The sequence below is a fragment of the Tenacibaculum sp. IB213877 genome, from assembly GCF_034043975.1.
In the GTDB taxonomy this organism is placed as follows: Bacteria; Bacteroidota; Bacteroidia; order Flavobacteriales; family Flavobacteriaceae; genus Polaribacter.
The window spans coordinates 129,252-150,845 of sequence record NZ_JAXCHH010000009.1 but is presented as its reverse complement, the minus strand read 5'-3'; the positions used below and the strand labels follow the sequence as shown (position 1 = coordinate 150,845).

Annotated in this window: 21 protein-coding genes; 11 read left to right on the top strand and 10 right to left on the bottom strand. The window is 30.8% G+C overall.

Going from position 1 to position 21,594, the window contains the following annotated elements:
• Window positions 1-4 precede the first annotated feature (4 nt).
• The 4 genes from SLH33_RS10955 to SLH33_RS10940 all read left to right on the top strand — a co-directional run bounded on the left by SLH33_RS10955 (window position 5) and on the right by SLH33_RS10940 (window position 3,498).
• Window positions 5-1,192, top strand: coding sequence for a phosphoglycerate kinase (locus SLH33_RS10955; protein WP_320419147.1), 1,188 nt, complete (start codon window positions 5-7; stop codon window positions 1,190-1,192).
• Window positions 1,192-1,554, top strand: coding sequence for a hypothetical protein (locus tag SLH33_RS10950; protein WP_320419146.1), 363 nt, complete (start codon window positions 1,192-1,194; stop codon window positions 1,552-1,554). Before SLH33_RS10955 ends, SLH33_RS10950 begins: the two co-directional genes overlap by 1 nt.
• Window positions 1,551-2,591, top strand: a complete 1,041-nt coding sequence (locus SLH33_RS10945; protein ID WP_320419145.1) for an NADP(H)-dependent aldo-keto reductase — start codon at window positions 1,551-1,553, stop codon at window positions 2,589-2,591. The genes SLH33_RS10950 and SLH33_RS10945 overlap by 4 nt, the downstream gene beginning before the upstream one ends.
• A 94-nt stretch (window positions 2,592-2,685) precedes the next feature.
• Window positions 2,686-3,498 (top strand): HAD family hydrolase, encoded by an 813-nt coding sequence (locus SLH33_RS10940; RefSeq protein WP_320419144.1) that lies wholly within the window; start codon window positions 2,686-2,688, stop codon window positions 3,496-3,498.
• Between the two features lie 54 nt (window positions 3,499-3,552).
• On the opposite strand, the gene SLH33_RS10935 is transcribed toward SLH33_RS10940, so the two are convergent.
• The 3 genes from SLH33_RS10935 to trpS form a co-directional block, all read right to left on the bottom strand.
• Entirely contained in the window at window positions 3,553-3,819 is a 267-nt protein-coding gene (locus SLH33_RS10935; RefSeq protein WP_320419143.1) for a type II toxin-antitoxin system RelE family toxin, read from the bottom strand.
• A 3-nt stretch (window positions 3,820-3,822) separates the two neighbouring features.
• A complete protein-coding gene (locus tag SLH33_RS10930; RefSeq protein WP_320419142.1) occupies window positions 3,823-4,071 on the bottom strand; it encodes a hypothetical protein in 249 nt (82 codons plus the stop codon).
• Window positions 4,072-4,218: 147 nt separating this feature from the next.
• Complete coding sequence (gene trpS / locus SLH33_RS10925) at window positions 4,219-5,187, bottom strand: tryptophan--tRNA ligase (protein WP_320419141.1); 969 nt, start codon at window positions 5,185-5,187, stop codon at window positions 4,219-4,221.
• A gap of 108 nt (window positions 5,188-5,295) precedes the next feature.
• Between trpS and SLH33_RS10920 the strand changes: the two genes are divergently transcribed.
• Both SLH33_RS10920 and trhA read left to right on the top strand, forming a co-directional pair.
• Window positions 5,296-6,090: a lysophospholipid acyltransferase family protein gene (locus SLH33_RS10920; protein ID WP_320419140.1), complete on the top strand. Its 795-nt coding sequence runs from the start codon at window positions 5,296-5,298 to the stop codon at window positions 6,088-6,090.
• Window positions 6,059-6,697 (top strand): PAQR family membrane homeostasis protein TrhA, encoded by a 639-nt coding sequence (gene trhA / locus SLH33_RS10915; RefSeq protein WP_320419139.1) that lies wholly within the window; start codon window positions 6,059-6,061, stop codon window positions 6,695-6,697. The genes SLH33_RS10920 and trhA overlap by 32 nt, the downstream gene beginning before the upstream one ends.
• Window positions 6,698-6,849: 152 nt before the next feature.
• Here trhA and SLH33_RS10910 read toward each other — a convergent pair whose 3' ends face one another.
• Window positions 6,850-7,323, bottom strand: coding sequence for a CYTH domain-containing protein (locus SLH33_RS10910; protein WP_320419138.1), 474 nt, complete (start codon window positions 7,321-7,323; stop codon window positions 6,850-6,852).
• 70 nt (window positions 7,324-7,393) lie between these two features.
• On the opposite strand from SLH33_RS10910, the gene SLH33_RS10905 reads away from it, so the two are divergent.
• The 4 genes from SLH33_RS10905 to SLH33_RS10890 are packed head-to-tail and all read left to right on the top strand — an operon-like array spanning window position 7,394 to window position 13,224.
• Window positions 7,394-9,724: a two-component regulator propeller domain-containing protein gene (locus SLH33_RS10905; protein WP_320419137.1), complete on the top strand. Its 2,331-nt coding sequence runs from the start codon at window positions 7,394-7,396 to the stop codon at window positions 9,722-9,724.
• Complete coding sequence (gene recO / locus SLH33_RS10900; RefSeq protein ID WP_320419135.1) at window positions 9,725-10,447, top strand: DNA repair protein RecO; 723 nt, start codon at window positions 9,725-9,727, stop codon at window positions 10,445-10,447.
• Between the two features lie 7 nt (window positions 10,448-10,454).
• On the top strand, window positions 10,455-12,917 hold the full coding sequence (locus SLH33_RS10895; RefSeq protein ID WP_320419134.1) for a TonB-dependent receptor domain-containing protein: 2,463 nt from the start codon (window positions 10,455-10,457) through the stop codon (window positions 12,915-12,917).
• A 10-nt stretch (window positions 12,918-12,927) separates the two neighbouring features.
• Window positions 12,928-13,224: a DUF3817 domain-containing protein gene (locus tag SLH33_RS10890; RefSeq protein ID WP_320419133.1), complete on the top strand. Its 297-nt coding sequence runs from the start codon at window positions 12,928-12,930 to the stop codon at window positions 13,222-13,224.
• Here the strand turns inward: SLH33_RS10890 and SLH33_RS10885 are convergent.
• The 4 genes from SLH33_RS10885 to SLH33_RS10870 form a co-directional block, all read right to left on the bottom strand.
• Complete coding sequence (locus tag SLH33_RS10885) at window positions 13,221-13,463, bottom strand: MoaD/ThiS family protein (RefSeq protein ID WP_320419132.1); 243 nt, start codon at window positions 13,461-13,463, stop codon at window positions 13,221-13,223. The genes SLH33_RS10890 and SLH33_RS10885 overlap by 4 nt on opposite strands.
• Complete coding sequence (locus tag SLH33_RS10880) at window positions 13,453-14,013, bottom strand: hypothetical protein (RefSeq protein WP_320419131.1); 561 nt, start codon at window positions 14,011-14,013, stop codon at window positions 13,453-13,455. Before SLH33_RS10880 ends, SLH33_RS10885 begins: the two co-directional genes overlap by 11 nt.
• Window positions 14,014-14,040: 27 nt before the next feature.
• The gene (locus SLH33_RS10875) at window positions 14,041-16,506 is read right to left on the bottom strand and encodes a DUF5686 and carboxypeptidase regulatory-like domain-containing protein (RefSeq protein ID WP_320419130.1); all 2,466 of its coding nucleotides are present in this window, start codon (window positions 16,504-16,506) and stop codon (window positions 14,041-14,043) included.
• 68 nt (window positions 16,507-16,574) lie between these two features.
• The gene (locus tag SLH33_RS10870; protein WP_320419129.1) at window positions 16,575-19,148 is read right to left on the bottom strand and encodes an AsmA-like C-terminal region-containing protein; all 2,574 of its coding nucleotides are present in this window, start codon (window positions 19,146-19,148) and stop codon (window positions 16,575-16,577) included.
• 97 nt (window positions 19,149-19,245) lie between these two features.
• Here SLH33_RS10870 and queG point away from each other — a divergent pair, with 97 nt between their 5' ends.
• Window positions 19,246-20,175: a tRNA epoxyqueuosine(34) reductase QueG gene (gene queG, locus SLH33_RS10865; protein ID WP_320419128.1), complete on the top strand. Its 930-nt coding sequence runs from the start codon at window positions 19,246-19,248 to the stop codon at window positions 20,173-20,175.
• 31 nt (window positions 20,176-20,206) lie between these two features.
• Here queG and SLH33_RS10860 read toward each other — a convergent pair whose 3' ends face one another.
• Entirely contained in the window at window positions 20,207-20,830 is a 624-nt protein-coding gene (locus tag SLH33_RS10860) for a PAS domain-containing protein (RefSeq protein ID WP_320419127.1), read from the bottom strand.
• Window positions 20,831-20,942: 112 nt separating this feature from the next.
• Window positions 20,943-21,542, bottom strand: a complete 600-nt coding sequence (locus tag SLH33_RS10855; RefSeq protein ID WP_320419126.1) for a PAS domain-containing protein — start codon at window positions 21,540-21,542, stop codon at window positions 20,943-20,945.
• Window positions 21,543-21,594: the final 52 nt, after the last annotated feature.

Below are 21,594 nucleotides of genomic sequence, written 5' to 3'. Positions count from 1 at the left end.
GCAAATGAAAACAATCAACGATTTTAACTTTGAAAACAAAAAAGCATTAATTCGTGTAGACTTTAATGTGCCTTTAAACGATGCTTTTGAAGTAACAGATATAACTAGAATTGAAGCGGCAAAACCAACCATTATCAAAATTTTAGAAGATGGGGGAAGCTGTGTGTTAATGTCGCATTTAGGACGCCCAAAAGGAGTCGAAGAAAGATATTCATTAAAACATATTGTGGATGCTGTTACTGAAGTACTAGGAGTTCAAGTTAAGTTTGTAGATGATTGCGTAGGAGCAAAAGCAGAAGAAGCTGTGGCAAATTTAGAAAGCGGAGAAGTTTTATTGTTAGAAAACTTACGTTTTTATCCTGAAGAAACAGCAGGTGATGTTGGCTTTGCAGAACGTTTATCTAAACTAGGAGATATTTATGTAAACGATGCTTTTGGTACAGCACATAGAGCACATGCATCTACAACTATTGTAGCTCAATTTTTCCCAAATAACAAATGTTTTGGAAGCTTATTAGCGAAGGAAATTGAGAGTATTGATAAGGTTTTAAATAATTCAGAAAAACCAGTAACGGCTATTTTAGGTGGAGCAAAAGTGTCCTCTAAAATCGGAATTGTAGAAAATATTATCGAAAAAGTAGATCATATTATTATTGGCGGAGGAATGACATTTACCTTTATCAAAGCCTTAGGAGGTAAGATAGGAAACTCGTTGGTTGAAGACGATAAATTACAGTTAGCATTAGATATTTTGAAGTTAGCAAAAGAAAAAAATACTGAAATCCATTTACCGGTAGATGTTGTTATTGCGGATGCTTTTTCTAATGATGCCAATACACAAATAGTAGATACAAATGAAATTCCTGATGGATGGATGGGGTTAGATTGCGGACCTAAAACTTCTGAGAAGTTTGCGGAAGTAATTGCAAAATCAAAAACTATTTTATGGAACGGGCCTTTAGGGGTTTTTGAAATGGAAAACTTTGCCAAAGGAACCATTGAATTAGGAAATGCTATTGCTGAGGCTACCGAAAAAGGAGCTTTTTCTTTAGTAGGAGGAGGAGATTCTGTAGCGGCAGTAAAACAATTCGGATTTGCTGATAAAGTAAGTTATGTTTCTACCGGTGGTGGAGCCATGTTAGAGAGCTTAGAAGGAAAAACTTTACCAGGAATTGAAGCAATTATCAAGTAATGAATTTGATTTGGATATTAATACCAATAATTATAATTGTTAATCTTTTACTGCAAAGTTTTTTTAATTCTTCAAAAGATTTTTCAGAGTTAATAAGAAGTGAACTAACGAAGCATAAACTGGAGTTTATAAGTTCAAATTATCCAGGAATTTTTAAAGTTGGACCATTTAAAAAATTTGAAATTGACATTAAACCTCAAATTAATCATGGAGCTATTCAATATGAAAAAACTTATTATAGAATTGTTAAGCTAAAAGATAGAAAAGGCAAGATTAAAGAAGTTTGGACCAAAATAGACACCACTTGGTTCGCAAAAACTAAAATTGAATTTAAGCCAAGTTTAGATAAAATCAAAAAATGAAATACACAACATTACCCAATACCGATGTAAAAGTTTCTAAAATTTGTTTAGGAACCATGACATGGGGAAATCAAAATACAGAAGCCGATGGTTTTGAGCAAATGGATTACGCTTTAGACCAAGGTGTAAACTTTTTTGATACTGCCGAATTATATTCGGTTCCAGCTAAACCAGAAACCTACGGAGCAACGGAAACTATCATTGGTAATTGGTTCAAAAAAACAGGAAATAGAGATAAAGTTGTACTAGCTTCTAAAATTGCAGGAGGCGGTGCTTATACGGCACACATTAGAACTGGTGGATTTAACAGAAAAAATATTTCTGAAGCTATTGAAGGAAGCTTAAAACGTTTACAAACCGATTATATTGACTTGTACCAATTACATTGGCCAGATCGCGGTGTAAACTGTTTTGGTGTGCGAGATTATCCGTATAAAACATCAGCAAAAGAGGCTGAAAATCATGTAGAGATTTTAGAAACTTTACAAGATTTTATCAAGCAAGGAAAAATTCGTCACGTTGGTTTGTCAAATGAAACACCTTGGGGAACCATGAAATATTTGCAAACCTCAGAGCAACACAATTTACCAAGAATGGCTACCATTCAAAATTCATACTCATTGATTCATAGAGGTTATGAAATTGGAATGAGCGAAGTTTCGATGAGAGAAAATATTGGTTTATTAGCGTATTCACCCTTAGCGCAAGGTGTATTATCAGGTAAATATTTAGGCGGAAAAACTCCTGAAGGAGCCAGAGGAACGTTGTTTCCGCGTTTTATTGCTCGTTATATGACCGAAGGTTCTTTAAAAGCAGTTGCTGAATACGAAAAAGTGGCTCATAAACACGGATTAACATTGTCGGAATTGTCCTTAGCATTTATCAATCAATTGCCATTTGTAACTAGTAATATTATAGGGGCTACCAAAATGGATCAGTTAAAAGAAAACATCAATTCTATTAACATTAATTTATCTGAAGAAATTTTAGCAGATATTGAAGCAGTTCATGCTGCAATGCCGAATCCGGCACCTTAAATTTAATAAATATTTAAATCATTAATATATAACAAAAACTCTAAAGTGTTTTACTTTAGAGTTTTTTAATTTTCATTAGTAAGTAAATAATAAAATGGACTTATCAAAAATAAAACTTGTTGCTACCGATATGGACGGCACTTTATTGAACTCAAAAGGAGAAGTTAGTAATCATTTCTTTGATCTTTTTCAAGAGTTAAAAGAATTAGGGGTTCTTTTTGTCGCAGCAAGTGGGAGGCAATATTATAGTATTATAGAAAAATTAAAACCTATAAAAGATGATATTTATGTCATAGCTGAAAACGGCGCTTTAACAATGAAACAGAATGAAGAACTTCAAATAAAAGAAATTCATAGAAATGTATATTTAGAGTTGATAGAAACCGTTAAAAAGATTGAAAATACTCAAGTTATTTTATGCGGAAGAAAAAAAGGATATATAGAAAATTACGGTTCAGACTTTATAAATTTTTTCTCTGAGTTTTATGATCGTTATGAAATTGTTGATGATTTTCTGCAAGAAATAGATGACAAGTGTTTAAAAATTGCCATTTATAATAAAGAAGGAGCAGAAAGAAATATATATCCATATGTGAAGCATTTAGAAAAGGATTTGAAGGTGAAAGTATCTGGTGAAGTTTGGTTGGATCTCTCACATAACTTAGCGGATAAAGGAAATGCATTGTCTCAAATTCAAAAGAAATACAATATTTCTGCAGATGAAACAATGGTCTTTGGCGATTATAACAATGATTTAGAAATGTTACAAAAAGCTACTTTTAGTTTTGCAATGCAAAATGCACATAGTAATGTTAAAGCAATAGCAAATTATAGTACTAAAAGTAATGATGAAAGAGGAGTTGAATATATTTTAAAGAAAATGATTGACGCTAAGAAATCACTATAGGTGAAAAGTAATTATACATAAAAAGGTGAGTTTAACTCACCTTTTTATGTATGTTTATGGAAAAAGTTTGTAAATATCATTTCTTTTTACAAAACGAGCTATGGTAATTTCATTATTAGAATAATATATTCCTAATCGATAATTTCCTACACGAATTCGGTAGGCATCAGGATGACCTGAAAGTTTCTTTACACCAGAAATTTTAAATAAATCTTCAGTTTCTTCAAGTTTAAGAAAAAGCTCTTTAAGAGATGTCAATAATTTTTTGTCTTTTACTTTTTTTAAGTCTTTAGCTAAACTTTCTAGGTAAATTACATTCATTTTTTATTCTAACAGTTTAAAAGTCTCTTCTCTATCAACTGTTTTGGTTTTATCAGCTTGTTGCATTAAGAGTAATAAACCTATATCTTCCTTTTCTTCATCGGTTAAGCTATCTAATTGTTCTCTTTCTTTTTGTAAAACGAACATTTCAATAGCTTTTTCCATTAAGGCTTTTACACTTAATCCTTCAAAAGCGGATAACACTTTCAGTTTGGTTAGAAGAGTATCATTTACTTCTACCAGTTTTTTCATTAATAATTACTTTTCGGATTTGGGTATATCAAATATATAAAATATATAATATATATACAATTGTTGGTGTATATAAAAAAATCCGAAATAAACTTATTACGGATTTTTTGCCTTATATCTTGGTTCTTGACTCTTAAAGTCTAAAAACTAATAACCCACCTTATCACGAACTCTTTTTAAAACGTCTTGAGCAATTACTCTGGCTTTTTCAGCCCCAACTGTTAACGCTTCATCAATTTCATGACGGTTTTCCATATAATGGTTGTATTTAGCTCTAACATCAGCAAACTTTTCTAAAATCAATTCGTATAAAGCTTGTTTAGCATGTCCGTAACCATAATTTCCGCCTTCATAATTTGCTCGCATCTCTGCAATTTGTTCTTCAGAAGCTAATAACTTGTAAAGCGCAAAAACATTATCGGTATCTGGGTCTTTTGGGTCTTCTAACGCTTTACTATCCGTTTGAATACCCATAATTTGTTTGCGTAATTTCTTCTCTGGCAAGAAAATATTAATGAAATTGTTACGCGATTTACTCATTTTTTCGCCATCGGTACCAGGTACTAATTTTGTTTCTTCATTTATTTTAGCTTCTGGCGGAACTAATGTGTCACCTACAATATTGTTCAATCGGTTAGCAACATCACGTGTCATTTCTAAATGTTGTAGCTGATCTTTTCCTACAGGAACAATTTCAGCGTCATATAATAATATATCTGCGGCCATTAACATTGGATACGTAAATAATCCAGTATTTACATCAGCTAACCTATCTGCTTTGTCTTTAAAACCATGAGCTAGAGTTAAACGTTGATATGGAAAAAAACAGCTTAAGTACCAAGTTAACTCAGTAACTTCCGGAATATCACTTTGGCGATAAAATACGGTTTTGTTAATATCAATACCACAAGCAAGCCAAGTAGCAGCAACACTATAAGTATTTTCTCTTAATTCATTTCCGTTTTTTATTTGAGTTAACGAGTGCATATCAGCAATAAAAATAAATGAGTCGTTTTTTGAGTCATTTGCCATTTCAATTGCAGGTAAAATAGCACCTAATAAGTTGCCCAAATGTGGAGTTCCAGTGCTCTGCACTCCTGTTAAAATTCTTGCCATTTTTGATATTTTGTGTCACAAAAATAATCAAACAAAAGAAATTACTACATTCGTATTTAGGTATTTTGCTAATAGTTTAGCTAAATAATTGAAAATAAAAATGTATTGATGAAATATTTACTGTTTCCGTTACGCTTAATTTGGCGAATATGGTTTTATCTACTCATAATTGTTACCGTATTATTAATGTCACCTTTTGTGTTGGTGCTATTATCTGATGAAAAATATTATACTTCTTTTTGGAAACTAATGCGTTTTTGGGCTTATTTTTTAATCTACGCAATGGGTTTTCGATTAAAAATTGAAAGAGAGCAAGAAATAGAACCAAATAAAAGTTACATGTTTGTGGCTAACCATGCTTCGTTATTAGATCCGTGGATTATGATTGCTATGAGTAAAAATCCGATTTTATTTGTAGGTAAAAAGGAATTAGCAAAACTGCCAATATTCGGATTTTTCTATAAAAGAGCGGTAGTAATGGTGGATAGAAAGAATCCTAAAAGCAGAAAAGAAGTATATGCACGCATCAAAAGACGATTAGATGAAGGATTAAGTATTGGTATTTTTCCTGAAGGACTAGTGCCTACAGAAAATATTCCTTTAGCTCCTTTTAATAACGGAGCATTTAGTATATCATTAGAATACCAAATGCCAATTGTTCCGCAAGTTTATTATGATGCAAAGCGTTTGTTTTCATGGGATTTTTTTAAAGGACACCCAGGAACTTTTAGAGTTAAACAGCATAAATTTATTGAAACTGCTGGATTAACCATGGATGATAAAGAAAGTTTAAAAGAAAAAACTTTCAACTTGATCAACAATGAACTCATAAAAGATGAGTTATATATGAAAGATACAAATAGACTTAACAATGAGCGAGAGTTTAAATCACCTTTATCCTAGAGAAGAAGAGCGCTTAAACATTTTAACACATGCTTTTGGCTTGTTGTTAAGCTTAATAGCTTTTCCGTTTTTGTTAATAAAAGCTTTTGAGTATAATACTGTTTGGCAAAAAGTAAGTTTGTTAGTTTATGGTTTGAGTTTAATTGTTTTATATGCAGCCTCTACTATTTATCATGCTTCATCAAAACCGAAATTACGACGTAAACTTAATATTTTTGATCATGCAGCTATTTATGTATTGATTGCAGGGAGTTATTCCCCTTTTTGTTTGATAGCTTTAAATTCTAATTTAGGTTGGTATATGTTTGTTTTTGTGTGGATTTTTGCTTTAGTAGGAGTTGTTTTGAAATTATTCTTTACAGGGAGGTTTGATAAAATATCAACAGCAATGTATTTACTTATGGGTTGGCAAGTTATGTTTTTTATTAAACCGTTGTTAAAGAGTTTAACAACTCAAGGAATTACTTACTTGTTAGCAGGAGGCTTTTTTTATACTATTGGAGCAATTTTCTACTCTGTAGGAAAGATAAAGTACAATCACGCCATTTTTCATGTTTTTGTTTTATTGGGCAGTTTTAGTCACTTTTTGGCAATTTATAAGCTTTAAAATGTTAAAAAACATCAATTTTTAAGAATTTTATATGTCAAGGATATTTTTGGCATTGTTTATGATAAGGTAATATACAAGTTCATAATAATTAGGGGATTATTAATTATGTTACTTAGAAAAGGCTCAGACTTTGCGGTTTGAGTCTTTTTTCATTTCCAGTTTTTATAAGGGTTTTTACTAATGCTAGAATTGTAGTATTTAACATCTCCTGTAACTTCTTTTCCTAACCAAACAGGTTTTATAAACGATTCATTTTCTGACGATAATTCAATCTCTGCAATTAATAAACCTTGATTATCACCTAAAAACTCATCAATTTCATAAGTGTGATTTCCAATAGTCACTAAAAAGCGGTATTTTTCAATAATACCTTGTTCACATAAATTAAATAGATTTTCCGCATCAGTTTTAGAAATTTCTTTTTCCCACTCAAAACGAGTAGTTCCTGATTTGTTTGATTTTCCTTTGATGGTTAAAAAGCCTTCATTGTCTTTTAATCGAACTCGAACCACACGATTTTTATCCGAATTTAAAAAACCTTGTTTTATATAGTGTTTTTGATGTGCTTCTTGCTTAAAATCATCAGAAGTTACTAAAAATTTACGTTCAATTTCTATACTCATAATAGCTGAATTCAATTTTGTACGAATGTATCGTTTTTTGTCGTTATTATTAAATATCTTTGGTTTTGATATGAAAAAAATTAGCACTCTTTTTTTTCTTTTTATAACACTTTTTGCCTTTTCTCAAATAGACTATAGTAATCAATGGGAAGATTTTTTTTCCTATAATAATGTTAAAGATTTTGTACTGGTTGATGATGTTATTTTTGCTTTAAGTGATAATGCTGTTTTTACCTATAATTTGCAAACTCAAGAAACACAAAAACTTTCTTCTGTTAACGGGCTTTCAGGAGAAGATACTTCAGCAATTCATTATAACGAGCAGCAAAACAGATTAATAATCGGTTATGAAACCGGATTAATAGAAGTTGTTGATGAGAATGGTAGAATCACTATTTCACCAGATATAGAAAACTTTAATCAATCAGGATTAAAAAGTATCAATTCCATTTATGAGTATAACAATAAACTTTATTTAGCTACTTCGTTTGCCATTGTGGTATATGATATACAAAATTTAGAATTTGGAGATACCTATTTTATAGGATCGGGTTCTACTAGTGTAAATGTTAATCAAGTTACAGTTTTTAACGATAAAATTTATGCAGTAACAGAAAACGGAATTTATGTTGCCAACATAAATAATTCAAATTTGATAGATGCTAATAATTGGGAGTTGAGATTCGTAGGAAATTATCAAAAAATCATTCAATTTTCAGGAGATATCTACGCTGTTTCAAATCAAAACCTCATACGATTAAATGGGAATTCACAGCAACAAGTATTAAATTTTTCTGAAAATATTGTTGATATTAAAGCGTCTGATACTAATTTGGTGGTTTCTTTACCAACTCGTGTAGTTGTGTATAATTCTTCATTAACTCAAGTAGGTGAAAACATACCTGCTACAGATTTTAATTTCACCCTGAATTCTGCTAACTTAGTAAATAATACTGTGTTTTTAGCTACAGCAGAATATGGTATTCTATCAGCTTCTGTTTCAACGCAAAACTATTCAGAAATTCATCCAAAAGGACCTTTGTCAAATGAAGTTTTTTCTATAGATGTTTATAATAATAATTTATGGATAGTATATGGAGGATACGATGCAACATATACACCTGTTCAAAAAAGACAAGGATTTACTCATTTTAATGGTGAAAATTGGTCTAATACACCTTTCAATACAACTTTTCCTTTTGGTGATTTAGTACATGTTACAATAGATAAACAGCATGATAATCGTGTTTTTATTAGTTCTTTTGGAGATACTAATAACCCCAATGAATTAAACACTCCATTAACAGGAGGATTATATGAAATTGAAAATGATCAAATATCAGTTTTTTACAATCATTTAAATAGTCCGTTAGAAGATATTGTTCCTAATGATGCATCTAGGGTTACAATACGTGTTTCTGGATCTACTTTTGATAGAGAAGGAAATTTATGGGTAACGAACTTAATTGCTAATCATAGACTTAAAAAATTATCTCTATCAGGACAATGGTCTAGTTATAATATTAATGAACTTATTTTGGTAAACAGACCAGGTTTGAATGAAATAGTTATGGATAATAGCAATTCCTTATGGATTGGATCACGTGGAAATGGAGTTTTGATTTATAATGAAAATGGAAACAGAAAACGCTCTTTTACCACAGAGCCAACAAAAGGGAGTTTGCCCAATTTGAATGTTAGGACTGTTGCTGTTGACAAAAACAATAGAGTTTGGTTAGGAACCCTTTCAGGGTTGGTAGTTTATAACAACGCAGCAGGAGTTTTTGATGCTAATATTTATGATGCAGAACCAATCATTATTCTTGATGATGGAATTGCTAAAAAGTTACTTGGTGACCAAACGATCAATTCTATAAAGGTGGATGGTGCAAATAACAAATGGTTTGGTACAGATAATGGTGGAGTACTGTACACAAATCCAAATGGGCAAAATACATTAGCTAATTTTAATAAAGATAATTCACCATTACCTTCAAACAAAATTTTAAAAATAGCAGTGGATGAGAAGTCGGGTAAAGTATATTTTGCAACCAATAAAGGTATCGTAGCTTATAATAGCAAAGTATCTCCTTTTGGGGATGTATTAGGTGAAGTATATGCATATCCTAATCCGGCACTTAAAAACCATGATTCGGTAACTATTGATGGCAGAAATGGAACTAATTTACCAAAAGGAACGAATGTTAAGATTTTAGATGTAGCTGGTAATTTGGTATATGAAACTAATGTAATTGAAGGGCAACAAGTACAAGGAGGAAAAGTAGTTTGGAACAAACGAAATTTAGCAGGAAATAAAGTTGCTTCTGGAGTATATATTGTTCTTTTAGCTACTGAAGATGGACAGCAAACATCTACTACTAAAATTGCAATTATAAACTAAATGGCAATAGTTAGTACTAAGGCAATTGTATTTAGCGCCTTAAAATACGGAGATTCCAGTTTAATTATAAAATGTTTTACTGAGAGCGAAGGGATGAAATCATATATGGTTAGGGGGATTTTAAAAAGCAAAAAAGGAAAATTAAAACCTGCTTATTTTCAGCCATTAACACAACTTTTATTAACAGCTAATCATAATAACAGAGGGAATTTAAATTCTATTAAAGAAGTACAAGTTGTCAATCCGTATGAAACCATTTATACTTCTGTGGTTAAACAAACAATTATATTGTTTTTATCAGAGGTTTTAACAGGAATTATTAAAGAAGAGGAAGAAAATAAATCGCTTTACCATTTTATTGAAACAGCTCTTATTTGGTTAGATACTCATAATTCCATTAGCAATTTTCATTTATTGTTTTTATTGAATTTATCACGGTTTTTAGGATTTTATCCTGATGCTAGCAATAGAGAAGCTTTGGCTTTTAATTTAGTTGAAGGAAGCTTTACCAATTCAGCTCACGAAAAATTAGTAATAACAGGTGGGGAATTAATGTCTTTTAAAAAGCTTTTGGGCATAAATTTTGATGCAATTCACACAATTTCTTTTAGTAAAAAAGAAAGACAAGTCATCTTAAGATTAATTGTAAAATATTTTGAGTTGCATTTAGATGGATTCAAGAAACCAAAATCTTTAGATGTATTAGAAACTGTATTTAACTAATTTATTTATGAAACTAACACTAACCACACTTTTACTTTTTATTCCATTTGCCATTTTTTCTCAGCAAATAACAGTTATAGATGCCGAATCAGGTAAGCCCATTGAAACGGTTGTTTTACACAATTTAGAGAAAACTAAAAATGCTGTTTCTGATGAAAATGGAAAAGCAGATATTTCAATTTTTAATGAAAAAGAAACTATTTATTTTTCACATGTTTCTTACGCAGAATTCACGTCTTTAAAAAATAGATTAGAGGCAAACAATTACAAAGTATACTTGTCTAAATTTTCGGAACAATTGGATGAGGTTGTTTTATCCGTTTTCAGAACGGAAGCAAAAACCAACAGAATAGCCGAACAAATTGAGGTTGTAAACACAAAAGAAATTCAAAAATTATCGCCTCAAACTTCTGCAGATTTATTAGCAAATATTCCCGGTATAAAAATTCAAAAATCACAATTTGGTGGTGGTAGTCCTGTGCTTAGAGGAATGGAGAGTAACCGTGTATTGTTGGTGGTAGACGGAGTAAGAATGAATAATGCTATTTATAGAAAAGGACATTTACAAAATTCTATTACAGTGGCTCCTTTTTTATTAGATAAAACAGAAGTTGTTTTTGGTCCTACTTCAGTTATGTACGGTTCGGATGCTTTAGGAGGTGTGGTTCATTATTATACTAAAAGTCCTAAGCTGTCAGAAGAAAGAAAAGTTAAAAGCAGTTTATTTTCTCGTTTTTCAACGGTAAATAATGAAATTACCAATGTGGTTTCAGCTGAATTAAGGTTTCCGAAATGGGCAAGTTTAACTAGTGTTTCTTATTCTGATTTTGGTGATTTAACTATGGGTGAAAATCGTTCTCATGGATTTGATGATTGGGGTAAGGTTTTTTTCTATTCAGAAAATTTACATGGCAATTATGCTGAAAACCCAACAGTGAATTCAGATCCAAATATTCAGAGAAATACTGGTTACACTCAAACAGATATTTTACAGAAATTCTATGTTCCGTTGTCTAAAAATACCGATTTAAAATTTAACATCCAATATTCAACTTCATCAGATATTCCAAGATTTGATCGTTTAACCGAAACTAAAAATGGTAGCTTGAAGTTTGCGGAATGGTATTATGGTCCGCAAGAACGGTTGCTAATTTCTCCACAGCTACAAATCAATCCAAAGAAAAACTGGTTAGATTCTGGAACGTTTACTTTGGCATATCAAAACATAAAAGAAAGTAGAATTCAAAGAAAATTTGGAAGTTTAGAACGTTCATATAGAAAAGAGCAGGTAGATGTTTTTAGTATTAATGGCGATTTTACTGTAGCCACTTCAAAAAACAGAAATTTAGGTTACGGTTTTGAAGTAGCGTATAATGATGTTTCTTCAAATTCTTACGGAAAAGTTTTAAACGTGGTTGATGGAGAAATACAAGGGTTTTCTGATGATTTTTCGGTACAATCCCGTTATCCGGATGGAGGAAGTAGTTATTTAAGTTCTGCTGTGTATGTAGATTACCGTCAAGATTTAAACACTAAATCTACCCTAAATACAGGCGTTAGATTAACCAACACCGATTTAGACGCTAAATGGATAGATGAAACATTTATTACACTTCCCGATAATAATATTTACGCAAACCATACGTCATTAACAGCAACTATAGGTTATGTGTATAAACCTAATAAAAACTGGCAATTGAACTCAGTACTATCTTCTGGATTTCGTTCTCCTAATTTAGATGATATTGGAAAAGTTAGAGAGAAAAATGGAGATGTAACAGTACCAAATGCCGACTTAAAACCCGAACAAGCGTATAGTGCTGAAATAGGTGTGTTAAAATATTTTAATAATCGACGTTTCAAAACAGGATTAACAGCTTATTATACATTGTTAAACAATTATATATACAGAGAAGATTTTCAGTTAGAAGGAAGTTCAACAATTATGTATGATGGAGAAGAAGGAAATATTGTTGCTAATGTTAACAAGGGTACTGCATATGTTGCAGGTTTAACAGCAAGCTATCATGGTAAATTAAGTAATCATTGGACAACTTCAGGTTCTGTTACCTATACCCAAGGAAAAACGTACGATACCAATTTACCTATGTCTTCCATTCCACCATTATTTGGTAATTTTGATGTGAATTATCGTTTTTCAAAACTTGAAGCTGGAGCAAATTTGCGATTTAATGCTCGTAAAAAAATTGAGGATTATAATTTAGAAGAAGGAATTGATAATCAAAATCAGAGTCCGGTGGTAAATGCAGATGCAGAAGAAGATATTGATAAATACTACGGAACCCCAAGTTGGACTACATTAGGATTGTACACAAAATATACAGTTAATGAAAATTTTGCTTTGCAAGCAAGAATGACCAATTTATTTGATGAACATTACAAAGAGTTTGCATCTGGAGTATCGGCACCAGGTAGAAACTTTTCTGTATCATTAACCGCCAATTTTTAATATAAAAGAAATGATAAATTTATTTAGAGTAGTTAGTTTTTTAGAAGGAGTTTCGTACTTGTTGTTAATGTTTTTAGGGATGCCTTATAAATATTTAGAAAGCTTAGGAAATGATCCTGTTTATGTAAAAATGTTTGGGATGCCTCACGGATTATTATTCGTGGCATACATTGTTTTAGCATTTTTATTAAAGCCTCAATTAAACTGGAATACTAAAGAATTTGGAATAGTTTGTTTGCTATCTGTACTTCCTTTCGGAACTTTCTTTGTGGGGAAATATTTAAAACAAGAAAGAGTAACTAATTAACCACCACTAACAGGCGGAATAATAGCTACAACATCATTTTGATGAAGTTTTACATTGTCGTTAGCGTATTCTTCGTTAACGGCAATTGCATAACTAGCTATTTTATCTAGTTGTGGATACTTTGTAACCAACGTATTTTTTAAATCCGATACAGAGCTGTTTTCTGATATTTCTACTTCTATAGATGGGGTTTTTAGCAAATCGGAAGTTATGCCAAACAACAATAGTTTAATTTTCATGTTTACGATTTTTGTATAAAAGCAAGCGTTTTCGGCATTCTATGTCATCAATATTATAACTAGTAATATCTTCAATTTTAAATACTGCTAAGCCTTTATCTTCTCCTAAATTTCCAATACAACGCAAGGTAAAATTATCTTCATCTTTATTTTCAATAAAACCATGAAAATAATCATCACCATTTATTTGAATGCTTAACAAAAGCTTCTTTTCATTTACATACAATTCTAATACGCTTTCTTGCCAATTATCTTCATCTAAATCGTCATAAAACTTATTGGTAAAATTAGAGGTAAACAATTTCTTCTGATTTTTAATCAAATATTCTACCGAATTGGTAAAATCATCATCAAAATCAATCCTTTCTACTTGAAATATACTTTCAATAATCACTCCGTCTTTTAGGCCATATTTGGTGTATTTTTCAACGCGAATAATTTCTTCACTATAATCCAAAACAATTCCACAAAAATAACCGGCATCTCCATAAAGATTAATACCAATTATTTTTTGTTGCGTTTTAGACATTTCAAAAATATCGTAGAGCATTCGTTTTTAGTTTAAAAATAACGATTATCAGTCTAATATACTAATACCAAACAAGAATTGGTTTTGTTTATTGCCGTTGTAATTAGACTGAACGTAATCAACTCGTAAAAAACGCCATTTACCCCAACCTATATTGGTTAATCCTACCGAATATTCATTGTAAGGTTTTCTTCCTGCGGAAAAATAGTTTTTATAGCCAATTACTGTATGAAAATCTAGCTTATTAATTAACGGAATCTTCCCTAATAAAAAGCCTTCAAAATTATGTTCTGTGTGTAATTCTGCGTATTTATCGTTGGTACTTAATTGATAGTAAGGCAATAAGTAAAAACTATTCAATCGGTCTTTTGGAGCTAAGTCAATTTCATTGGCTAACGGATGGTAATAATCCATAAAAGGAATATCTTTTTGATTGAAGAACATACCGCCACGAGCGTTGTAACTAAAAGCACCAAAATTACCTAAGTAGAAGTTTTGGTTTAATCTTGAAAAAACCATATCTGAATGTAATTCTGAACTACCAGAACCAAAAGTTTTTCTATAACCCAGCGTTACGGTTGGAAATTTTCTATTTCTAACTGTGTATTTTGAATCCGGATAACTGATGTATTTACTTCCAGGGTTAATAACAGCTGCAATTTGAGTTTTAAATAATGAGTGTTCATCAAAAACTGGAGTGATACTATTAGGGTCTATAGGATTATTACTTTCATAAGTTCTATCTCTATTAAAAAAAGAATAATCTGTAGTGTTAGAAAGAGGTTTTCGGTTTGTATATTCTAAACTGGTATACAATCGGAATCCTGTAGAAATTTCTTTTGAAAAATCAACCTTTGCAAAGGCTTTTTCATAATACTTTGCATAATTGCGTTTGCCAATTAATGAATACAAACTATTGTAAAAATTACTGATAGGATTTCTGTCATCAAACTGATTTACGGTAACACCACCACTAAAATTCAGCACAGGTCTATCAAAATTATTCCAAGTTTTATTAAAATAGATGCTCGGTCTTAGTCGTTTATCAGAAAAACCATAATTAAAATTAGAGCTTATTTGATAGCTATTTCCTTTGTCATTAATTCTTTTTGAAAAACCAATTTTAGCAGTAGTGTTAAAACCTTGAACCGTATTAAAATTGATGTTTTCAAGCAAGCCATCATAATTAATTCTCCATTTTTCATAACTGTTGTTATAACTGTAACCCAATATTGGTGAAAGCAGTTTAAACTTGTTGTTTTTAGTATCAACAGAATCTAAATACTTTTTCGATTTTTTTACAATTCCGATGCTATCTTTAATTTTATAATCTTGTTTTTCTTCTAAGGTTAAAGGCACAGTTCTTAACTTATTCCAATACACTGAGTCTTTTTTAGTGGCGCCTTCTTCAAAGTATAGAATTTCTTTTCCAAAAGTATTTTCAGTGTAATTAGGATTGAAGTCATAGTTTGCATATGATGCCGAAAATCGTCCGTTTACGTTAAAACCAAACAACCCGAAATCAAAATTGATCGTTTGTAAAATCAGAGCCCAAATTCCTGTTGAGGCTTCGTAGTTGTAGTTTTGCTTAATATTGAGTAAATTGATTATTGGGTTGTTAATCTGTGCACCAGTAGCAGTTAATTCTGCTCCGTAAACCGCCCAATCATCTTCAACAATATAAATGTAACCACCAAAAACACGATCATTTTCACGTTTCGGAATTAGTTTAATTTTATTTACCAGTTTGTTGTTTTTATCGTAAAAAGAGCCTTCTAATTTAAATCTATAATAACTAAAAGCATAATCAGAAATAGGTGAAAATAAATTGGCATTAGCAACAGGAACTTGATTTTTGTACAGATTGAAGTTTACTTCAGCAGCTCTGTTAAATGAAATTCCGTTATCTTCTCCACTAACTTTTGAAGCCACAATAACTTCTTTAAAATTCTTTGGTTTTTTCTGATAAGTAATTTTTGAAACCGTTTCTGATAGATAAATAATTCCACTACGAGTTGAATCCAATCCGCCACCTAAATCACCTACTTCTTGACCCAGAATTTTTTTTGGAGCATTTTTAATTTTAAACAATCCGCGTGAGTAAAAATCGGCAGTATATTTTCCTGATTTGTTGGTGTTTTTTTCTTTGTTAGCAATTACGTTTCTAATAATTGCATTGGCAGGATTTTCTTTAGAAGAAACATTCACTTCATTCAGTAGTTCTTGCTCTTCAATCATTTGAACGTTCAATTCAAACGGAAAAGAAGTGATTTCTACCTGTTTTTTTATCGTTTTAAAACCTAAAAACTGAAAAACAACTACATGATTACCCGTTTTTTTAAAAGGTAATTCATACAAACCGGCATCATTGGTAGTGGTTCCTGCTAAGGAATTTTCAAGATAAATACTAACATACGGCAGCGGTTGATTGTTTTTGTCGGTTACTTTTCCAATGATTTGCGCATTGGTTAAAGTATAACTTAAAAATAATAAAGCAGTAAGTAGTTTTTTCATAAGTAGTATAGCATTTACCTACGAACATAGTTTATATTGTAAAGCTAAACTGTTTAAATGATGTTAAATTATTTGTTTTTAGTTGTGTCTTTCTTCTTTTTGCCGAATAATCCACCTAATACATCTTTTACCTTATCAACAGTTTTATCTCCTTTTTCTGTTTGAGTGCTATCTTTTTTAGTACCAATAATACTGTTTAAGGTTTTGTCAATAAACTTACTTTTTTGTTTTTCTATGAGCTGAGTAGTTAATTTACTCACAGCCGATTTTAAATCTGTACTAACATTAGGTTGACTAAAACTTCCGGAGAAATTCGCTGTAATTGGTACGGTAGTATTTTGCTCTTTAGCATCTAATTTAGATAATAAACCTGTTACTTCAGAACCCAAATATTTAGCAGGAACATTAAAGGTAGCATTGTAATTCATGAGTTCATCAAAACTATGGCTACCTTCTACGGTAATATCAATATCATTATACTTTAGGTTGAACGGTTTTACCTTTACTTTTCCTTCTTCAAAAGATAAATTGGTTTTGATATCTTTTAAGTTGAGTTTGTTTAGATCGACAAAATTCAGCTTTTGATCTAATAAATTTAATGCTTTAGAATTTTCAGGATTGATATTGGATGCTAAAACTTCCGCTAAAGCTTTACCAGTTAATGAGGTTAGATTAGGAGTAAAATCATCTTTTAAATTACCTGATAAATCAATATTCGTATTCAATTCTCCTTTTAAAACAGAAGCAATGGGTGCTAAAGCCTTGAAAAGTTCTATATTTTGAAATGATTGAGAAATATCAAAAGATTGCACACCTAATTTCATATCAAAAACAGGCTTTTCATTTTGAGTATTTACGGCTCCGTTTAAAGCTATAGTTCCTCCAAACATATTTCCGTTTACGTTTTTAAACGTTGCTTTTTCATCTTTTAAAACAAGAATTCCTTTTACATTTTCTAATTTTAAATTGTCATAATGTACTTCTTTTGCAGAAGCATTAACCACACAATCTAAAAAAGCTGGAATTTTTATTTTTTCTTTTGGTTGATTTTCTTCGTTTGTTGCTTCTTCATTTTTATCAGCAGCCATAAAATCCCCTACTTTAAAAGAAGAAGAATTCAAATTGAAACTCCCTTGCAATTTTTTATCAGAAAGTAAAAATCCGAGTAAGTTTTGCAAACTACCGGTAGCTTGTAAATCACTTGTTCCTGTGATGGCATTAAACTCGGTTAATGATACTTTTTCTGGTGCAAAATTGATGTTTGCTGTATTGATTTTAATAGGATTTGCTAGCTCATCACTATTGTATAATAGATTAGAAACTTCCATTTTACCATTGTTTTTTATACGCTGATATTTGTTGTTTTGAATAGCATCCATATCAAAACTTGAGGTAAGATTTGCAGTGATAACTCCGCTCAATTCATTTTTTAAATCCATAGGATATACTTTGTTAATATCCGTTAGATCAATAGTTCCGTTTACTGTCGCATTTATGTACGGATTTTCCGTTACATTCTCAATTTTAGCTTTTCCGTTAAACGTGTTTTTATCAATGTTAAAAGCCAATTTGTCAACGGTAACAAAAGTATTTTTTACGTTTCCGGTAGTGTTTTTAATATTGGTATTGATATGAATGTTCTGTACTGATTTAGGTAAATCAGGATATTTAAAAGAAGCATTGTTAGAGCTGATAGAAATATCTAATTTCGGAATGGTAGTTTCTGTAACCAATCCATTTACTTTTCCTGTTACACTAAAATCTCCAGTAGTTTTTACGTCAGCAATATTTTTAGCATACTGCTCAGGAATCAGCGCTAAAAAGTTTCTAAAATCAGAAGAAGGAGTTTTAAAATCGATATCTACTTCTTGACTATTGTCATTCAGTTTTACAAAACCGTTAAAGATTAAAGGAAGTTGATTTATATGTGCTTCATTCTCTAAGAACGAAAACTTCATGTTTTCTAAGTCCATAGCTAAAATAGCATCTAAGTCCAATTTTTGATTTTTTAAATACGAAGCATCATCTTTAGAAAAAGAAACTAATGTTGAGGTTTGAGTATCTAATTCAGTATTTTTTTCTGAAAAATCACCACTACCCGAATGATTAAAATCGGTTAACTCAAATGTCATTTTTCCTTTTTTGTCGTTATACTTTAAAGAAGAGTTGGTAATTGCATATGAATTAAGAGATAGCTTAAAATTACTACTTTCTGTTTTTTCTTCAGTAGGGTTAGAATCAGGTTTAGCAATATTATAGTTTTCGTTTCCATTTTCATCAACAATAATATTTACCAAAGCATTATCAATAGTAAAAGAATTTAAATTTAATTGTTCACTGCTGCTTTTAAATAATTCGGTAATATTAAGTTTTAATTCAATGTTCTTTCCATACACCAAAGTATCGCCTTCAAAAGGTTTAAAAGTGGTAACTACAACATCATTTAACTCTACAGAAGCTTTTGGAAAGCTAGAAAGCAGGCTCAGATTAGCGTTTGCAAATTCAACTTTAGCATTTACATTGTTATTTATGGTTTCTTTGACTAGAGCAACTAATTTATCTTGAAAAATAAAAGGAATAGCAGCCAAAACAACTACTAAAAAAAGAACAATTCCTATTACTATTTTTAAGACTTTTTTCATAACGTAAGGGGTTTTCTATTGATAAAATTCTGTTATTGAATTAAACGATAAAGTTAAAAGATATCTGTAATATTGTAGTTAATAAAATGTTTATTTTTTGAATCAGCTACAACAATATTCGCAATTTATCAAAACTCAAGCTAAACGTTTGGGATTTAGCTCATGTGGTATTGCTAAGGCAGATTTTTTAGAAGAAGAAGCTCCTCGCTTAGAACAGTGGTTAAAAAACGGATTTCACGGTGAAATGCGTTATATGGAAAATCATTTTGACAAGCGTTTAGATCCGAGGTTATTGGTTGACGGAGCAAAATCTGTAATTTCTTTAAGTTATAATTATTTCCCTTCGGAAGTTCAGCAAGAAGGTACTTATAAAATTGCCAAATATGCGTATGGTGAAGATTATCATCATGTGGTAAAAAACAAGTTGTTTGAATTATTGGAGTGTATAAGAGAAGAGATTGGAGAGGTTAACGGGCGTTGTTTTGTAGATTCTGCTCCGGTTTTAGAGCGTGCTTGGGCAGAAAGGGCAGGTTTAGGTTGGAATGGAAAACATACGTTGCTCATTCAAAAGCAACAAGGTTCTTTTTTCTTTTTAGCGGAGTTGATAATCGATTTAGAACTGGAATACGATGCTCCGTTTGCTACTGACCATTGTGGAGAATGTACTCGTTGTATTGATGCTTGTCCAACCCAAGCTATTTTACCTAACAATCAATTAGATGGTAGTAAGTGTATTTCATATTTAACAATTGAGTTGAAAGAAAACATACCCACCGAATTTAAAAACCAAATGGATGGTTGGATGTTTGGTTGTGATGTGTGTCAAGATGTATGCCCGTGGAATCGTTTTTCAAAACCACATAACGAATCATTGTTTCAGCCAAAAGAAAATATGTTGGATATGAGTAAACGAGATTGGGAGGAAATAACAGAAGAAACCTTTAAAAAAGTATTTAAAAAATCAGCAGTGAAAAGAACAAAGTATGCTGGTTTAACAAGAAATATTACCTTTTTAAAAGAAAATTAAAAATCCGAACTATTTAGTTCGGATTTTTTTATTAGTAAGTACTAAAGAAAAATGATTTTAAGCTTCTTTTAAACTTTTCCTGACTTTCTTTTTTAGCATTTTCTTTATCTAAAATATTAATTTCGCTGCTAAATAAATCAATAACAAAGTCATCGTAACTTTTATTAACCTCTTCGTTTAAGTAAGCATTAAAATACAGTTCGCTTGCTTTTTCTCCTTTTACTTTTTCAATATCTAACAACGTTTTATAAAGAGGTTCAATTACCTCTATAACACTTTGAGGGACAGCTTTCCTTCTGGCAGTATAGCCAACAGTGTCGCCTTTTTCATTTTTATCAATAGTAAAGTCGGTGATTACCCAGTAATATTTGCCCGTTTTGGTAAGGTTTTTAACAATAGCATGAAAATTTTGCCCTTTTTTTAAAGCATCCCATAAAACTTTAAAAGCTACTTTTGGCATATCTGGATGCCTGATAATATTATGTGGTTCACCAATAACTTCTATTTTTGAGTATTCAGCAGCCTCGGAAAATGCATCATTTACATATAAAATAGTTCCATAAGCGTCGGTTTTACTTATAATGGTTTTAGACTTGTCCCATTTCACTTCTTCATTTAAAATTTCTGTGGGTCTTTTATTATTTTGTATATCCATTATTTATTATCGTAGTTTAATATTTTAATTTTTGAGTTAAGTAGGGTTGTGGTAAGATTATTTTTAAGTATGAACTAAAAAAAATCTTTGTGTGGAGTAAGTATTTTTAGGTTTAAAAATCACTAAAAAAGAACCAACTTAAACCTTTCATTCTTTTTTTATGTTCTAAGTGTTTTTTTTCTTTTTGAGATTCCTCTTCAAATAATTCAACTACAAACTCATCATAGCTTTTTCCAATTTCTTCATTTAAATAAGCATTAAAATAAAGTTCGCTCACTTTTTCTCCTTTGGTTTTTTCAATATCAAGTAAAGTTTTATATAAGGGTTCTACTTTTTTTATAACACTTTTAGGTACAGATTTTCTTCTGGCCGTATATCCAATAACTTTCCCGTTTTCATCTTTATCAATTGTGAAGTCAGTAATTACCCAATAGTATCTACCGCTTTTAGTCAGGTTTTTTACAATAGCATGGAAGTTTTCTTCTTTTTTCAAGGCATCCCAAAGCATTTTAAAAGCTATTTTAGGCATATCGGGATGTCTAATAATATTATGAGGTTCGCCAATTAGTTCTAAAGTGCTATACTCACAAGTGTTAGAAAAAACATCATTTGCATATAAAATGGTGCCGTATATATCGGTTTTACTTACAATGGTTTTTGTCTTATCCCATTTTACTTCTTCATCTATTATCTCTTTAGGCGTGGTATTCATTATAACAGTTTTTAAATTAAAGAATTACAAAGGTGAGTAATAGGGAATTTAT

Excerpts from the sequence above, each read along its gene's own strand:
- SLH33_RS10905 (WP_320419137.1), top strand. The coding sequence starts at position 7,394 with ATGAAAAAAATTAGCACTCTTTTTTTTCTTTTTATAACACTTTTTGCC.
- SLH33_RS10930 (WP_320419142.1), bottom strand. The coding sequence starts at position 4,071 with ATGAAAAAACTGGTAGAAGTAAATGATACTCTTCTAACCAAACTGAAA.
- trpS (WP_320419141.1), bottom strand. The coding sequence starts at position 5,187 with ATGGCAAGAATTTTAACAGGAGTGCAGAGCACTGGAACTCCACATTTG.
- SLH33_RS10885 (WP_320419132.1), bottom strand. The coding sequence starts at position 13,463 with ATGAAAATTAAACTATTGTTGTTTGGCATAACTTCCGATTTGCTAAAA.
- SLH33_RS10880 (WP_320419131.1), bottom strand. The coding sequence starts at position 14,013 with ATGCTCTACGATATTTTTGAAATGTCTAAAACGCAACAAAAAATAATT.
- SLH33_RS10935 (WP_320419143.1), bottom strand. The coding sequence starts at position 3,819 with ATGAATGTAATTTACCTAGAAAGTTTAGCTAAAGACTTAAAAAAAGTA.
- trhA (WP_320419139.1), top strand. The coding sequence starts at position 6,059 with ATGAGCGAGAGTTTAAATCACCTTTATCCTAGAGAAGAAGAGCGCTTA.
- SLH33_RS10920 (WP_320419140.1), top strand. The coding sequence starts at position 5,296 with ATGAAATATTTACTGTTTCCGTTACGCTTAATTTGGCGAATATGGTTT.
- recO (WP_320419135.1), top strand. The coding sequence starts at position 9,725 with ATGGCAATAGTTAGTACTAAGGCAATTGTATTTAGCGCCTTAAAATAC.
- SLH33_RS10955 (WP_320419147.1), top strand. The coding sequence starts at position 5 with ATGAAAACAATCAACGATTTTAACTTTGAAAACAAAAAAGCATTAATT.
- SLH33_RS10875 (WP_320419130.1), bottom strand. The coding sequence starts at position 16,506 with ATGAAAAAACTACTTACTGCTTTATTATTTTTAAGTTATACTTTAACC.
- SLH33_RS10870 (WP_320419129.1), bottom strand. The coding sequence starts at position 19,148 with ATGAAAAAAGTCTTAAAAATAGTAATAGGAATTGTTCTTTTTTTAGTA.
- SLH33_RS10940 (WP_320419144.1), top strand. The coding sequence starts at position 2,686 with ATGGACTTATCAAAAATAAAACTTGTTGCTACCGATATGGACGGCACT.
- SLH33_RS10910 (WP_320419138.1), bottom strand. The coding sequence starts at position 7,323 with ATGAGTATAGAAATTGAACGTAAATTTTTAGTAACTTCTGATGATTTT.
- SLH33_RS10950 (WP_320419146.1), top strand. The coding sequence starts at position 1,192 with ATGAATTTGATTTGGATATTAATACCAATAATTATAATTGTTAATCTT.
- SLH33_RS10890 (WP_320419133.1), top strand. The coding sequence starts at position 12,928 with ATGATAAATTTATTTAGAGTAGTTAGTTTTTTAGAAGGAGTTTCGTAC.
- SLH33_RS10860 (WP_320419127.1), bottom strand. The coding sequence starts at position 20,830 with ATGGATATACAAAATAATAAAAGACCCACAGAAATTTTAAATGAAGAA.
- SLH33_RS10945 (WP_320419145.1), top strand. The coding sequence starts at position 1,551 with ATGAAATACACAACATTACCCAATACCGATGTAAAAGTTTCTAAAATT.
- SLH33_RS10895 (WP_320419134.1), top strand. The coding sequence starts at position 10,455 with ATGAAACTAACACTAACCACACTTTTACTTTTTATTCCATTTGCCATT.
- SLH33_RS10855 (WP_320419126.1), bottom strand. The coding sequence starts at position 21,542 with ATGAATACCACGCCTAAAGAGATAATAGATGAAGAAGTAAAATGGGAT.